Here is a 14668-nt window from a genome sequence, read left to right as displayed (position 1 = left end):
AACGATTTTGAGAATCTAGGAAGTATTCGTGAGAACACGACTCTAAGAAACTTAGAATCTACAGAATCCAAAGCAGATTCAGAATCTAAGGCGGAGAATTTAGGAAACACAGAATCTAGCCCAACAGATTCAAAGACACGCACAGAATCTAACATAGATTCAAAGACAAGCACACAATCCAAAGCAGAGACTTTAAACAATGAACAAACCCCAAACCACACAGACGCGCTCACTAGCCTCTGTGCCAAGCTAGGCATAGCCCCCACGCGCGAGCATTTTGTCGCCCTCATAGAGCGCATTGTCAATCTCCGTGAGGACGCAATCCTAAAGCTGCTCAAATCCAAATCGCCCACAGAGATTGCCCACGCACGCGCTCTGCTACTAGAGTATGTCAGCGCGTATTATGCCGCCGCGCACGCCAAGCTGCTGCACGCCATAGAATCTAGGCAGCTCCTCACGCCCTTTTATCGCGAGATTCTCGCGAGCACTTATAGAATCGGGCTGTGTATGAATGCGTTTTTTGCCCTATGGGATAGGGAGCTCATACAGGGTATCAACGCGCGCCTTGGCGAGATTTTTAGCTTTGAGGAGGCATTAGCACTCCTAGAACCCACGATGGAGCGCGATAGCGCGGGTAATAACGCCCAGCGCACCTACTCGCTGCCCTGCCACCCACGCACACCACTCACGCGCCAGAGCGCATTCTCCTGCGTGCCTTATATCGAGGCATTCCCCAAAGAAGTGGGCGCGATCATTGAGGCGATAGAAGTGAGTGTGGGCAGGCTAGAGGGCTTGGAAGATAGCGTGTTTGGCTGCGCGCAAGCCTATGTGGAGTATTTTAAGGCACTCAAAAACGCGTGGGCTTGCACCAATAGCGCGCAACTTATAGAATCTTGGCGCGCTGTGGATTACGCGTGGATGCGTATCGACGCACCACTGCAAGTGGGGCATCCGTTGGAGTATTATGAAGATGTGTATCGCCACGCAGTCGCGCCGGAGTGGGATTTGCGCCTGTGTGTGGCAAAGGACAATAAGGGCATATACGCGCTTGATGTCGCCCAAGGGATTAAGCACGCCTTTAGCTTGCTTGCCGATACACTAGGCTATGGGGCGCGCAGCAGAGCCTTTGTTAAGCATAGTTTGGAGAAAAGCAGGGTGTATGAATCTGTGCCGCTGCTCTTTTTTGGTGCGGAGAATAATGGGCTTTTTAGCGCGCAAGTGGTGCCAAATGATGAGATCGTCAGCCGCAAGGAGGGCAAGAAAATCTTTGCCTTTCCGCTGCGTATCATCGCCCAAGCGCGCGCCAAGCCCCAAATGCGCCTAAGCTATGAGTTTTTTAGCAAGGAGTTTATCGCGCGGGGGCGTGAGGTGCTTTTCCACAACGAGAGTTTGTGGCATAGTGTGTATGATCTTAGCACCAATGGGCACGAGTTTGGGCATATTTTGTGGATTGATGAGAGTAGTGAAGAGGCGATGAATAAAAGCGGGGAGTTCAAAAACATCGAGGAGTTTAAGGCGACAAGCGGGGGGATTGTCGCGTATTTGCTAGCTCATAGCCCCATTGCTAGGATTTTGTGCGATGGGTTAGGGGATTTGGAGCGTCTTAGCGTGGAGCATTGCCTTAGGGCACTAGAGGGCTGCAGCGCGGTGGAAGCGGAGATATGGGAAGCACTCTTTGATGATTGTCTAAGGCGAGCGGTGGGGCTGATGGCGTGGCGTGAAAGTCTGGAGGTGCGTCCGTATTACTGCGAGGGGATTATCCATTTGTGCGGCGGCTTTGAGAGCGGGGCACTGGAGTTTGATAAATCTAGGGAGTTTGGCAAGGTTGGGATAAATCGTGCGCGCTATGTGGAGCTAGCCCTGTGGTATCTGCGCACCTATGTGGATCTCGCTGCGCACTATCGGGACAAAAAGGACGCCAAAGCGTGGCTAGAGCGATTTTGTATCAATAAACAAAGCAAGGGCGTGCGTGTGCTGCACCCGCAGGCTAGCGCGCTTGTGGAGCATTATTTCGAGCGTTATGTGGCTATCGGGGAGGAGATTTATGAGGAGTAGAGGGCGTGGTGGGATTGGAGCGCGTATGAGTGGCTTGGCTTATAGAATCTGTGCAAATGCCAAATCGCATTCCTGACGCGCTCAAAATAAAAGATTCTAATATATGAAGCAAGCTCGCAGAAAAATAATGCTACAATCATCCATCGCCCCAAAGCGCATTACAGAGCTTGGAGCAAAAAATATTTTGCTAGATTTGAGATAAACAAAAGGAGCAAAATGCTAACACAATTACGAAACCAACAATACAAAACAACGCTGACTGGGCTTTTGAAGTTTGAGTGCGTTAGCCTCTATGGCAGGATCTTCCTAGGGCACAAAGCCCCCATCAAACAAGGGAGCAAAAACTACCTCCATCTAGGTTGCGGAAACAACCTCATCGCCTCTTCTCCTTCGGGGGGGGGGCAATTACAAGCCTATACATATCATTAATGCTGATTTTTTCTCTCATCTAAAGTTTTACAAAACCTACAAAACCCCCAAACCACAATGGCAGCTTGATTTGCGCTATCCTTTTAAATGCGATGATGATAGCTTTGAGGGAATTTTTAGCGAGCATGTGCTGGAGCATTTTTATGTCGATGATGCGCGGCGGATTTTGCAGGAGTGCTTTAGGGTGCTAAAACCACGGGGCTGCATACGCCTAAGCATTCCTGATGCGTCCCAATGCGTGCGAGACTACCTCAAGGCAAAGGAACGCGTAGAGAGCGCGCATTTGGCGGCGGAGCGCGTGCGGCTTTTGACGCAGGAGTTTTTGCATTTGAGCGTGTGGGACTTTGAGAGATTAGCCTATGAGCTAGAATCTGTGGGCTTTGTGGAGGTGAGGCAGTGTGGGTTTAGAGAGGGGAGCGATAGCAATATGCTTTTTGATTTAGAATCTAGAAGTGATGAGAGCTTTTATATCGAGGGCAAAAAGCCCTAGGGTGCTTGCATTAAAGCAGGGTAATAGGCTAGGTAGATTTATAGAATCTGCGCCAACGCTATACGCGCTCCTGACGCGATTGCGCAAGGAGATTCTAAAGATAGGCAGATTTAGAATCTAAAGAAGCTGCGCTTTCTAAAGAAACTTCGTTTTGTTGTAAGGATAGTGGCGTTATGCGATCCACGCAATGCGGAGCAAGCCAAGCGTGGAATCTCTCAAGCAAATTCAGAATCTAGTTTTAGCAACTCAGATTCAGAATCTAGCCCATAGATTCAGAATTGAGGGGAAACATAGTTTTAATTTTTTAGATTCACAATCTAAGCAACTTACAGAATCTAGCATTTCAAAAAACCTTATCAAGGCTTTGCCAAAAATAAATAATGAGGCGCGACAGCGCAGCCTAGCAGAATCTAAAGCCCTAAAATCTTTAGATTCTGCCATTTTTGCGCAGCAAAAATGGCGCAATTTTGCAATTGCGCTAGGTTTGCGCTATCGCGCCCATTATTTGAATCGGGCAAAGCCTCGCACAAAGTTTTTGAAGTGGGAGATTGCGTAATTGTTTTAGATTCTGTCAATGCTTTTGAATCTAAACTTTGCTTTTGTGAATCTTGAGTGGATTCTGTGGGGCTAGATTCTGAATCTATTGGAGTGCATTCTGTGATTGTTTTGGATTCTATGGAATTAGATTCTAAAATGGCTTTAGATTCTGCGAGGCTAGATTCTGTAAATGCTTTAGATTCTACATTCTGCTTTTTCTTTTGAATCTTAGTTAGATTTTTGGGAGTAGATTTTTGAATCTGTTTTGGATTGTGTGCGTATTTTAGAATCTATTTTATTTGAATCTTGATTGTTTTTAGAATCTGTGAGGACAAATTAAATTCTCAATCTAGATTCTGTAATGGCTTAGAATCTAAATTTTTCTTAGATTCTAAATCTTATGCTTAATTTGGTGCATGGTGGGCTTGTGGAGTTTTATCGGGTGCGGGAGGGGTGGAGGAGTTGCCTAAGAGGATAGTTGAGTCCCCCAAGCCCGCCAAATCTGCGCAATACTCACCCGCCCTGTAACTTAAGCGCAGCGAGACAAAAAGAGTCATTTTCCCAAGTGAGAGCTTGCCCACAACGCATATTGCTCAAGCAATTTCGCTCTACCTCTTTGTGCGCTCTCTGACAAAGCGCACGAGCTCTATGGCATTCTCCCGCGGGAGATCGGGCAGCATACCGTGCCCGAGGTTAAAGATATGCCCACTCTGTGTGCCCATCACGCGCAGGATTTCCTCCACGCCCTCGAGCATAGAATCTCTGTCATAAAGCCTTGCGGGCTCGAGATTGCCCTGCAGGACATATTTGCTCCCGAGCTTTTGCTTAGCTAGCTCCATAGGCGTGCTCCAATCCACGCCAAAGACATCAAACTCCCCATCTATGTGCTCCAAAAATCCCGCAATTCCCTTAGGGAAAAGCATCACGGGGATATGCGGGTATTTGCTCTTTAGAAAATGCGCGATTTCTTTCATATACGCCCAGCTAAAGGCAAAATACGCGCTAGATTCTAACGCCCCAGCCCAGCTATCAAAGATCTGCACGGCATTCGCGCCTGATTCTATTTGTCGCGATAGATAGCCCTTAAGCTCCTCAGTGATCTTACCTAGCAGAGCGTGAAGCAGCGCGGGATTGGTGTAGAGCATTTTTTTGCTTTTGGTGTAAGTTTTGCTCCCCTCGCCCTCTATCATATAAGTCGCTAGCGTCCAAGGTGAGCCACAAAACCCTATGAGTGCCTTGTCTTTGGGGAGCTTTTGGCGTAAGGTGCTAAGCGTATCATACACATAGCTTAGATTCTTAAACGCCCCGCTTTTGAGCGCATCGACATCTTTTTGGCTACCAATAGTCTGCCTAAATCTCGGTCCCTCGCCCGCGACAAATTCAAGCTCCAATCCCATCTCAAGGGGCACCACCAAAATATCGCTAAACAAAATCGCCGCATCGACATCCAAAATCTCCACAGGCTGGAGCGTAACCTCTGTGGCGAGCTCCACATTTTTACACAGATTTAAAAAACTCCCCGCCCTCGCGCGCGTGGCTTTGTATTCGCTAAGATACCGCCCTGCTTGCCTCATAAGCCATATGGGTGTGTATGGCGTCTTTTTCCTAAAGCACGCATCGACAAAAATCATAGCGCGATCCATTTTTGTGCGATACGCACGGCGTTTGTCGCGGCACCCACGCGCAGCTGATCCGCCACGCACCACAAATGCAGGATTTTGGGGTCAAAATTATCCACGCGTATGCGCCCTACATAGGTTTGATCTGTCTCTGTGGCGGTGAGGGGCATTGGGTATTGGTTGTTTTGCACATCATCAAGCAGCACGACATTTGGCGCATTTTTTAGCACTTCTTTGGCTTTTGTGACATCTATGGCGTGCGCAAAGTGGATAGTGATACTCTCGCTATGACTTCTTAGCACTGGCACACGCACGCAAGTCGCGCTGATGGGGATATTGGTGTGCATAATCTTATTACTCTCATTAATCATTTTCATCTCTTCTTTGGTGTAGTTATTGTCCAAAAACACATCGATATGTGGGATTGTATTGAGCGCGATTCTGTGTGCGAAAACCTCCGCCTTGCAGGATTGCACATCGAAGTTGAGAATCTGGCGCATTTGGGTAAGGAGCTCTTCTACTCCCCTTTTGCCCGCACCCGAGACGGCTTGATAGGTGCTCACATCCACGCGCTCTATCCCAAACGCCCTGTGTAGCGGTGCTAGGATATGCACCATTTGGATAGTCGAGCAGTTGGGATTGGCGATGATCCCGTGCTGCTTATAGAGCGCGATATCCTCTGGATTGACTTCTGGCACGACAAGGGGCACATCGGGATCCATTCTAAAATGGCTCGTGTTGTCAATCACTACCGCCCCGGCTTTGACTGCACTAGGCACATAGCGCGCACTCACGCTTCCGCCCGCAGAGAAAAACGCGATCTCTATTTGCTCTTTGGCAAAGACTTCATCGGTGGTTTCTAATATCTCGTATTCCTTGCCTCTAAAGCTCACGTTCTCTCCCGCACTGCGCGCGCTTGCTAATGGCACGAATTTGCCCACTGGGAAATCCTGCTCCTCTAAGATGAGTGCGAGCTCCTCGCCTACCGCACCGCTCGCCCCGACAATTCCGACATTGTATTTTTTCATATAACGCTCCATTATGTGGTTTGTGAATCTTTGCAAATCGCAAAGGCGTGCATTGCGGCAAACCTTTGCACAAAATTGGTGCTACCCCCAAATACTATCTGTGATGCTTTTGTTGCTATATCGCGGCTTGGAAGATCGCTTTTTAGCACTTTGGCGTTTGGGTTTGCTACTAGGTTGGTTGCCCTCTGCCTCGAGCTTGGCGATCTCTTCTTTGCTTAGTCCGATAGTTTTGGTGCATTGGGTTTGGATAAAGTGGCTTAGGAGTTTGAGACAAAGCTGCGTGGGATCTATGTGCCCTTTTAGATTCTCAAAATGCTCTAGGCTAGATTGTGAGCTTTCAAGCGCGGCGACTTTGGAGAGGAGTGTGTCAGAATCTATCTCCGCCTCGCCCTCTATGTGGCAGAGCTCTAAGCTTGCTTTGGTGCTTTGCTTGATTTTGTGAATCTCTTTAAACTCTAGGGGTGTGGCGAGGGTAATCGCCACGCCCTTTTTGCCCGCTCTGCCGGTGCGTCCTATGCGATGCACATAGCTCTCGGGATTGAGCGGTATGTGGTAGTTAAAGACGTGGCTCACATCGCTGATATCAAGCCCACGCGAGGCGACATCAGTCGCTACGAGAATCTCAATGCCATTTTGGCGAAAGCGCACCATCACATCGCGTCTGTCGCGCTGCTCCATATCGCCGTGCAGTGCGGCGGCGTTGAAGTTGGAGCGTATAAGTTTTTGGGCGAGGATATCGGCTTCTTTTTTGGTGCGTGTGAAAATGATACTTTTTGTGGGGCTCTCCGTCTCTAATAGGCGCAAAATCGCCTCATCGCGCTCGTTTTCATTGATGATATAGTATTTTTGATCGATATCTTGGTTGGTAATGTCTATGGGCGAGATTTTGACAAATTCTGGTTCGTGCAGTATCCGCATAGCGAGATCGCGGATAGCGGGGGGCATCGTGGCAGAAAAAAGCAGGGTTTGGATATTGTTTGGCAGGTAGGTAAAAATGGATTCTATATCGTCCAAAAAGCCCATATCAAGCATTTCGTCACTCTCATCAAGCACCACGACTTTGGGTGCAAAATCCTTGATACGCCCATTCATTAGATGATCAAGCAGTCTGCCGGGCGTGGCGATCATCACCTTTGGCTTATTTTTGAGCAGGTCGCATTGGCGTTTGATACTCTGCCCACCATACATACAGATCGTCTTGATACGCGCGAAACGTCCAAGCTTGAGAAACTCCTCGCTGATTTGCATAGCAAGCTCGCGTGTGGGCGTGATGATGAGTGCTTCGATGCTGTCATTGCGCTGGATTTTGTTCAGGATTGGGATTGCAAAGGCTGCGGTTTTGCCCGTGCCTGTTTGGGCTTGGGCGATGAGATCTTTGCCTTTTAGGACGATAGGGATACTTTGGGCTTGGATAGGGGAGGGCGTGCTAAAGCCGAGTTCATTGATACCGCGCAAAAGATAGCCGCGCAAGCCAAAAGATTCAAAACTAGGTTGTTGTGTGCTAGGGGAGCTGTCATCGTGTGTTTGCATCATAAACCTTTGGAAAGATAATAAGCGCGTATTGTAGCAAAATTCCACAAAAACACAGACTAGAATTTTATGATTGGTAGGATATAATGCGCGCTTGGAGCCTGTGAGGTGCTAAAATGCCCTTGTAAGCCTTAGGTGGGATTTTATGAAGGTGGCTTTGTAGGCTTAGATTCTAAAATGCTAGGCTTTGGCTCGGTTTATAGAATCTACGCAAATGCCAAGTCGCGTTCCTGACGCGGCGACACTAGAAAGCCATAGAATCTCGCACCTAGATTCTGTGTATGAACGCGCAGCGGAGCGAGCGGAGATTCACTCTCCGCGAGCGGCAACAAGTTTTTGCCCTAGCAAAAACTTGCATAAAACAATAGAATCTAGCTCGGTTTATAGAGAAGGTGTTAGCCCAAGTCGCGTTCCTGACGCGGCGACACCAAAAGATTCTATAAACTTGCTAGAAAATGCAGTGTATGAACGCGCAGCGGAGGCAATGGGGGCTTTGCTCACATTGCCGATAACAAGTTTGTGAAACAAACTTGCATTAAGGAATAAAATGGAATACACACTTTATCACACGATTTTTGCTTCTGCGCCGCTTATCGCGAGCTTTTTAGCAGGGATTTTGACATTTTTAAGCCCCTGTATCCTGCCCCTCATTCCGGCATATATTTCCTACATTAGCGGCATTTCACTCGAGGATTTGCGTGCTCATCTCCCGCGCCATCGCCTCCGTATTGTGCTAAAGACTTTGAGCTTTATCCTAGGGTTTTGCAGTGTGTTTGTCATCTTAGGGCTTTTTTTTGGGAGTGTGCTGGGGCGTTGGCTCCAAAGCACGATATTTAGCTACATAGCTGGCGGGATTGTGATAGCATTTGGGCTGCATTTTTTGGGCATTTTTCGCTTGCCAATTCTCTATAAAATCTCGCCCAAACTCTCCTTTGCGCGTTTAGAATCTACCCTAGCCACAAAGCCATTTCTATCAGCCCTTTTGTCGTTTTTGGCTCCGTTTTTGCTTGGTGTGAGTTTTAGCGCGTGCTGGACTCCTTGCGCGGGTCCGATTTTGGGCGCGATCCTCGCGCTTGGCGTGAGTAAAAACGATATGGCTGTGTGGTATATGCTAAGTTATGCGCTCGGCTTGGGGCTGGCGTTTTTGCTCACAAGCCTGATTGTGGAGCGCGCGCTGGAGTTTTTTGCGCGACTTAGGGCGTTTATGCGCGCCATAGAGATTGCGTGCGGCGTGCTGCTTGTTGGCATAGGCGTGCTGATTATGCAGGGCAAGCTTGATTTTATACTGCCAGATTCTGTAATGTAGGGGGTGTGTGAGATGATTTTTGCAAACGCGATGGGCTGCGATCATAAGCGATACCAAAAAATGTGCCTCAAAGTCCAAGATGGCGTGATCACGCAAATCACAGACGAGCTAGCTCAAATGAGCGATGTGGAGGCTCATCAAATCATCGATGTGGATTCTAAACTCCTAATGCCTAGCTTTATAGACTGCAATGTCTATCCCAAGGGGCGCACCCTCTCGCGCAAAACCCTCACTTCGCTTTCACAAAAAGCCCTAAGGGGCGGCTATGGCACGCTTTTGCTGCTGCCTGATACCACGCCTGTGATTGATAGCGAGGCGATTGTGGAGCTCATCAAAAGCGTGGATAAGGATTTGGAAGTGCATATCCTGCCCTGTATCAAGCCAATCTTTAGCAATGAGGGCAAGCCAAAACTCACCGATGTGAGCAAGCTCTATACTAATGGCGCGCGCGGAATCTACTTCCAAAGCGATATAGAGGGCAATCTCATCTTGCGCATCGCCCAATACGCCAAAATGCTAAAAACCCCGCTCATTTGCTTCGCCCAAGATAGCTCGCTCGCCCAAGGCGTGATAAATGAGGGCGCATTAGCAGCAAAACTCGGCTTGCCCACCATCTCTCACAAATCCCAAAGTATCGAGGTGGCAAAGATATGCGAGATGCTTTTAGCCCAAGAAGTCGAGGTGCTCTTTAGTGCCATAGGGCTGCCGCGCTGCATTGAGATTATCCAATCCTACAAGAACCAAGGGCTAAGGGCGCACACCGAGGTGAGTTTGCACCATCTTATCCTAAGCGAGCAAGTCTGTGATGACTACAATACCGCGGGCAAGCTCAATCCCCCACTGCCTAGCCAGAGCGCGCGCCAAGGGTTGCTAGAGGCTTTGGGCAATGGCGCGATCGATGTGCTTACAAGCCTGCAATGCGCGGACTTTAACTCCCAAAAAGATCAAGTCTTTGAGCTAGCGAGCTTTGGGATTGATAGCATAGCCTATGGGTTTGCTCTAGCTTATGATAGGCTTTTTAAGCCCCATAACCTTAGCCTAAGCCTGCTCTCAAAGCTCTGCAGCCACAATCCCGCGCAGATTCTGGGGCTAGATAGCGGCGCGCTTGAAGTGGGCAAAAAAGCGGATTTTATGGTAGTGGATTTGGCGGGGCGCACGCCTATCACAGATAGCTTCTCGCCCTATTGCGGCGCAGAGTTAGAATCTAAAGTCGTGATGATGTATAGAGATTCACAACTCTATGAGATAGACTAAGCGTGTGAGGTGGCTATGTGGCAGGACATACTAGAGATTTGGGATAAGCTACTACCTTTTGTCAAAACCTTTGGGTTTATTGGGCTAAAAATCATTATTTTGCTCGTGGCGGGGTATTATTTCTCGCGATTTGTGGCAAAAAAGATTAGGAGGGCGTTAGAATCTAAAGACAAAATGCTTGCTAATTTCCTAGCCCAAGTGGTGTTTATCGGGATAAATATCGCGCTCATCATCGCCGCGCTTGGCACAGCAGGGGTGCAGACGCACTCCATCATCGCGGTGCTAGGCACAGCAGGCGTGGCGATCGCTCTGGGTTTAAAGGATTCGCTCTCATCGGTGGCGAGCGGGATTATTTTGATTATCCTGCGTCCGTTTATGCACGGCGATACCATAGAGGTGGGTTCGCTGCTTGGCAAAGTCGAGGCGATAAATCTCTTTAACACCACCATTCGCCTCCCTGATGGCAAGCTCGCGATACTGCCCAATCGCAATGTCTCACAAGCCAATGTGATAAACCACACCGATATTTCCCAAAGGCGCATTGATATTACCTTTGGCGTGGGCTATGGGAGCGAGATTAATGCCGTAAAAATCATCGCGATTAATGTCCTAGAGCACCAGCCCTGCGTGAATCTCGCGCGTGGATATTTCGTGGGCGTGCAGGATATGGGGGCGAGTTCGCTAGATTTTTTGCTACGCTTTTGGGTAAATATGGAGTATGGGCTCATCGAGGCGAGGGCTTGCGTTTTGGAGGCACTAAAAGTCAATCTCGAGGCAAATGGCATAGAGATTCCTTTTAACAAGCTCGATGTCAATGTGCTCCAAGCCAATGATACGCCTAGAGCCTCCCAAATCTCGCTTGAAGGGCTTGTGTATGTGGGTAGCACAGAATCTAGTAATGAGGCTAAGGATTTACAACAAGGGGCGCAGGAGCCGCAGGAGGCAAAACAGGGCAATCGCGCGATACTCGCGGGCTTTGCACATAAGATAAAAGAGAATCTAAAGGGCAATGGTGCGTAGTCAAAATACTCAAAAAATCATCGGGGCAAGCAGAGTTTTTGTGTGTGATGAGGGCTTTGCTATCCTTAAAAACGGCGGCGTGGTGTATGAGGCGTGTGCAAGCTCCCAAAAGTGTGCGGGAGATTCTGTGGATTGTGGGGGCTATGGGGATTGTGCGGATTTGAGAGAATCTAGCGGAGCCAAAATCCTCGCTGTGGGGCAGTATGAGGAGCTTTTGCGCGCTTATCCTAGCGCACAGAGGGAGTTTTGGCACGATGGCGTGCTGCTCCCAAGCCTTGTGAATGCACACATACACTTTGAGTTTAGCAACAACGCAACAAGCTTTGTGTATGGGGATTTTGGGCGATGGCTAGATTCTGTAATCGCTAAGCGCGATGATGTGTTAAGCGATATGGATAAAAGCGTGCGAGAAGCACTAGCTTTGCAGCTGCGCAATGGCGTGGGGCTTGTAGGTGCGATTAGCAGCTATGGCTATGATTTGGAGGCACTTAGTGGCAGTGGGCTGCGCGTGGTGTATTTTTGCGAAGCGATGGGGAGCAATCCAAGCGCGATTGATACGCTTTTTAGTAATTTTAAAGCACGACTAGAGCAGGGCAGAGCGCACAAAAGCGCGACTTTTATCCCAGCGGTGGCGCTGCACTCGCCTTATTCCCTCCATCCTATTTATGCCAAATATGTCCTGCAAGAGGCAAAGAGGCTAAAAACCCCCATAAGCGCGCATTTTTTAGAATCCACCCACGAGCGCGAGTGGCTAGGAAGTGGGAGCGGGTATTTTTATGACTTTTTCTCACAGACTTTCAAAGTCCCAAACCCCAAGCCCTTTTATAGCATAGAGGGGTTTTTGGAGCAGTTTGGGGGATTAGACAATGTGCTTTTGACGCATTGCCTCTTTGTGAGTGAATCTGAATATAAGACAATAGCCCAAAATGCCCATACTATCGTAACTTGCCCGCGCTCTAATCGCTTGCTAAATAATACTTATCTGCCATATCTGCACACACAGGGGCGCAAAGTCAGCGGCGTTGCGCTCGCCCCAAACACTACGCCAAACATTGCGCCGACTCTCGCGCCAAATATCGCACCAAATATTGCACTTGGCACCGATGGCAAGAGCTCAAATGCCGATGTGAGTTTGCTTGAGGAGATGCGCGCACTACTCTTTGCCTACCCACACATAGAGATTGACGCCCTTGCTAGGGAGATTGTCAAGATGGCGACTTGCAACGGCGCGCGGGCACTAGGGGTAAAAAGTGGGGTGCTAAAAGAGGGCTATAATGCCGATATGGCGGTGTTTGTAATCCCCCATATCACGCAATCCCATCAGGAAACCCTGCAGTTTATCCTGCACGCCAAAGAGGCTAAGCGCGTGCTCATAAATGGCAAGCAAATGCTCTGAGGGCGTATGGTAGGCACACTGCAGAATCTAAAAATCACGCGCTTTAGCCAATACGGCGCGTTTTTGGAGAGTGAGAGGGGAGAGATTTTGCTCCCTAAGAAGTTTGTGGATAGGGCTTTGGGCGTGGGGGAGTGCGTGCGCGTGTTTGTTATGCGCGATTCAGAAGATAGGATCGTGGCGACGACGCAGATTCCGCGGCTAATGCTGGGCGAGATTGGCGCGCTAGAGGTGGTGGATAGCAATGCGTATGGGTATTTTGCGGATTTGGGCGTGGATAAGCATCTCTTTATCCCGCACAAATCCCCAAAACGCGCGATGATAGGGCAAAAGCTCGTGGTGTTTCTCACGCTTGATAAGCAAGAGAGGCTGATTGGCAAGCTTGGGATAAAGGAGCATCTGCGTGCGTGCCGCGATAGGCGGCTGCTTGGGCGCGAGGTGAGCGCGCTTGTCTTTGAGCGCACGCTGCTAGGCTTTGGGTGCGTGGTGGAGATTGGCGCGCTAGATTCTGCACTAGATTCAGAGCGGACGGACGGACTAGATTCAAAGCGAGTGGGTGGGCTAGATTCACAAATGAGGGCAAGTCGGGCGCGAGGTGGCAGAGGCGGTGCGCACTATGGGCTATTGTATGCCAGCGAGCTAGCCTATACGCCACAAATCGGGGAGAGCCTCGCGGTGCGTCTCAAGCATATCCGCAGTGATGGCAAGCTTGATTTGAGCCTCGCGGTGCGGGGAGAATCGAGTTTGATTGAAGCCTTGGCGCGGCACAATGGGCGCTTGGAGCTTGATTTTAAAAGCTCTAGTGAGGAGGTTTTTGCACTGCTGCGTATGAGTAAGAAAAACTTTAAAACGCTAGCCAATAAGCTCGTGCGTGAGGGCAGGGCGCGCTTTGTAGATAGCAATGTGCGTAGCGGGTGCAAGGCATTTGTGCTTGAGGGTGCGGTGTGAAGCCAACTCGTGAGCCACATTATGCGCTTTGATAGAATCTACATAGAGCTTAGCGATATCTGCGCGCTTAGCTGTAGCTTTTGCCCACATAGCGAGCGTGAGAGCAGGCGCGGGGTGATGGATTTGGGGCTTTTTGAGGAGATTTTAAGCCAACTCACCGCGCCCAAACGCCTCACAAAACTCGTGCATTTGCATATCCTAGGCGATCCCTTGGCAGTCAAAAATCTCGATGTGTATTTGGAGCTTTTGGCGCGCTATGGGCTCGTGGTGGATTTGGTGACAAGCGGGAAGTTTTTGGATTCTTGGGATTGGGAGAGACTGCTTAAGCCCCCCGTGCATCAGATTGCCTTTTCGCTTAGCGCGTTTTTGGACGCGCCACAGAGGTTTGCGCCTAAGTATATTGAGCGGATTTTGGAGTTTTGTGCGTATCATAGGGAGATTGGGAGCGAGGCGTTTGTGCATTTGCGCGTGCAGGATAGAGATAAGGGCAAGTTGATAGCGTATTTGTGCCGTGGGAGCGAGGCGATGCAATCTCTTGGCGCAACGCTTGTGGATAGCGCGGCATTTGCCCAAGGGCGCGGAGCGTATCGGCTGGGCTACAAGGTGTTTTGCACCCTCACGCGCCACCATCGCTGGAGGGAAGATTCTAAAGAGGGGATAGAATCTCGCGATAGGCTCTTTTGCTATGGGGCGATAAAGCAGCTTGGGATTTTGAGCAATGGCATAGTCGTGCCCTGCTGTATGGACTGCTTTGGGGAGATTGGGCTTGGGGATTTGCGCGCCCAAAGCCTTGGGGAGGTTTTGGATTCTGCGCTGTATCGTGAGATTGTGGCGGGATTTAGGCAGGGCGTGGCGTATCATCCAAAGTGCCAGAGATGCGACTACGCGCGGGGCTTGGTGCGGAATGTTTAGTGGTAGATTTGCAGCTTAGATTCTGTGTGGCATTGGGCTTTTGTGCAGGGAAAATGGCTCCGCAGGCTTGCATCGCAGAGATTTGCGGATTTTTGCAAAGGCACGCCCGTTTTGTCCGCTAACCTTCTAAAAAATCCCTAAAGCGTA

At 49.4% G+C, this 14668-nt stretch carries 16 protein-coding genes; 12 read left to right on the top strand and 4 right to left on the bottom strand.

Annotation, left to right across the window (positions count from 1 at the left end):
- Window positions 1-2055, top strand: a 2055-nt coding sequence (ciaB, locus tag ACH2BK_RS09315) for an invasion protein CiaB (RefSeq protein ID WP_395003579.1), incomplete at its 5' end; no start/stop codon positions are given.
- Here the strand turns inward: ciaB and ACH2BK_RS09310 are convergent.
- On the bottom strand, window positions 2043-2195 hold the full coding sequence (locus ACH2BK_RS09310; RefSeq protein ID WP_395003577.1) for a hypothetical protein: 153 nt from the start codon (window positions 2193-2195) through the stop codon (window positions 2043-2045). The genes ciaB and ACH2BK_RS09310 overlap by 13 nt on opposite strands.
- Window positions 2196-2271: 76 nt before the next feature.
- Here ACH2BK_RS09310 and ACH2BK_RS09305 point away from each other — a divergent pair, with 76 nt between their 5' ends.
- From ACH2BK_RS09305 to ACH2BK_RS09290, 4 genes are all read left to right on the top strand, one after another.
- Entirely contained in the window at window positions 2272-2484 is a 213-nt protein-coding gene (locus ACH2BK_RS09305) for a hypothetical protein (protein WP_394997668.1), read from the top strand.
- A gap of 70 nt (window positions 2485-2554) precedes the next feature.
- Window positions 2555-2974 carry a class I SAM-dependent methyltransferase gene (locus ACH2BK_RS09300; RefSeq protein ID WP_395003575.1) on the top strand — a complete coding sequence of 140 codons (420 nt, stop codon included), beginning with the start codon at window positions 2555-2557 and terminating at the stop codon, window positions 2972-2974.
- A gap of 187 nt (window positions 2975-3161) precedes the next feature.
- Entirely contained in the window at window positions 3162-3530 is a 369-nt protein-coding gene (locus ACH2BK_RS09295; RefSeq protein ID WP_394997673.1) for a hypothetical protein, read from the top strand.
- 56 nt (window positions 3531-3586) lie between these two features.
- Window positions 3587-3736 (top strand): hypothetical protein, encoded by a 150-nt coding sequence (locus ACH2BK_RS09290; protein ID WP_395003573.1) that lies wholly within the window; start codon window positions 3587-3589, stop codon window positions 3734-3736.
- Between the two features lie 383 nt (window positions 3737-4119).
- On the opposite strand, the gene hemE is transcribed toward ACH2BK_RS09290, so the two are convergent.
- From hemE to ACH2BK_RS09275, 3 genes are all read right to left on the bottom strand, one after another.
- Window positions 4120-5142, bottom strand: a complete 1023-nt coding sequence (gene hemE / locus ACH2BK_RS09285) for a uroporphyrinogen decarboxylase (RefSeq protein ID WP_395003571.1) — start codon at window positions 5140-5142, stop codon at window positions 4120-4122.
- Window positions 5139-6158 (bottom strand): aspartate-semialdehyde dehydrogenase, encoded by a 1020-nt coding sequence (locus tag ACH2BK_RS09280; protein WP_395003568.1) that lies wholly within the window; start codon window positions 6156-6158, stop codon window positions 5139-5141. Before ACH2BK_RS09280 ends, hemE begins: the two co-directional genes overlap by 4 nt.
- Window positions 6159-6239: 81 nt before the next feature.
- Window positions 6240-7688, bottom strand: coding sequence for a DEAD/DEAH box helicase (locus ACH2BK_RS09275; RefSeq protein ID WP_395003566.1), 1449 nt, complete (start codon window positions 7686-7688; stop codon window positions 6240-6242).
- 187 nt (window positions 7689-7875) lie between these two features.
- On the opposite strand from ACH2BK_RS09275, the gene ACH2BK_RS09270 reads away from it, so the two are divergent.
- The 7 genes from ACH2BK_RS09270 to ACH2BK_RS09240 are packed head-to-tail and all read left to right on the top strand — an operon-like array spanning window position 7876 to window position 14521.
- The gene (locus ACH2BK_RS09270) at window positions 7876-8211 is read left to right on the top strand and encodes a hypothetical protein (protein WP_395003564.1); all 336 of its coding nucleotides are present in this window, start codon (window positions 7876-7878) and stop codon (window positions 8209-8211) included.
- Window positions 8212-8235: 24 nt separating this feature from the next.
- A complete protein-coding gene (locus ACH2BK_RS09265) occupies window positions 8236-8994 on the top strand; it encodes a cytochrome c biogenesis protein CcdA (protein WP_395003562.1) in 759 nt (252 codons plus the stop codon).
- A 12-nt stretch (window positions 8995-9006) separates the two neighbouring features.
- Window positions 9007-10248, top strand: a complete 1242-nt coding sequence (locus ACH2BK_RS09260) for an amidohydrolase family protein (RefSeq protein WP_395003560.1) — start codon at window positions 9007-9009, stop codon at window positions 10246-10248.
- Between the two features lie 15 nt (window positions 10249-10263).
- Window positions 10264-11268 (top strand): small-conductance mechanosensitive channel MscS, encoded by a 1005-nt coding sequence (gene mscS, locus ACH2BK_RS09255; RefSeq protein ID WP_395003581.1) that lies wholly within the window; start codon window positions 10264-10266, stop codon window positions 11266-11268.
- Complete coding sequence (locus tag ACH2BK_RS09250) at window positions 11261-12664, top strand: amidohydrolase family protein (RefSeq protein WP_395003558.1); 1404 nt, start codon at window positions 11261-11263, stop codon at window positions 12662-12664. The genes mscS and ACH2BK_RS09250 overlap by 8 nt, the downstream gene beginning before the upstream one ends.
- A 6-nt stretch (window positions 12665-12670) precedes the next feature.
- Window positions 12671-13609 carry a S1-like domain-containing RNA-binding protein gene (locus ACH2BK_RS09245; RefSeq protein ID WP_395003556.1) on the top strand — a complete coding sequence of 313 codons (939 nt, stop codon included), beginning with the start codon at window positions 12671-12673 and terminating at the stop codon, window positions 13607-13609.
- 9 nt (window positions 13610-13618) lie between these two features.
- Window positions 13619-14521: a radical SAM/SPASM domain-containing protein gene (locus tag ACH2BK_RS09240; protein ID WP_395003554.1), complete on the top strand. Its 903-nt coding sequence runs from the start codon at window positions 13619-13621 to the stop codon at window positions 14519-14521.
- Window positions 14522-14668: the final 147 nt, after the last annotated feature.

The organism is uncultured Helicobacter sp., assembly GCF_949282165.1.
In the GTDB taxonomy this organism is placed as follows: Bacteria; Campylobacterota; Campylobacteria; order Campylobacterales; family Helicobacteraceae; genus Helicobacter_F.
Note: the sequence above shows the minus strand (reverse complement) of the source record. Positions and strands in the feature narration are given on the sequence as shown.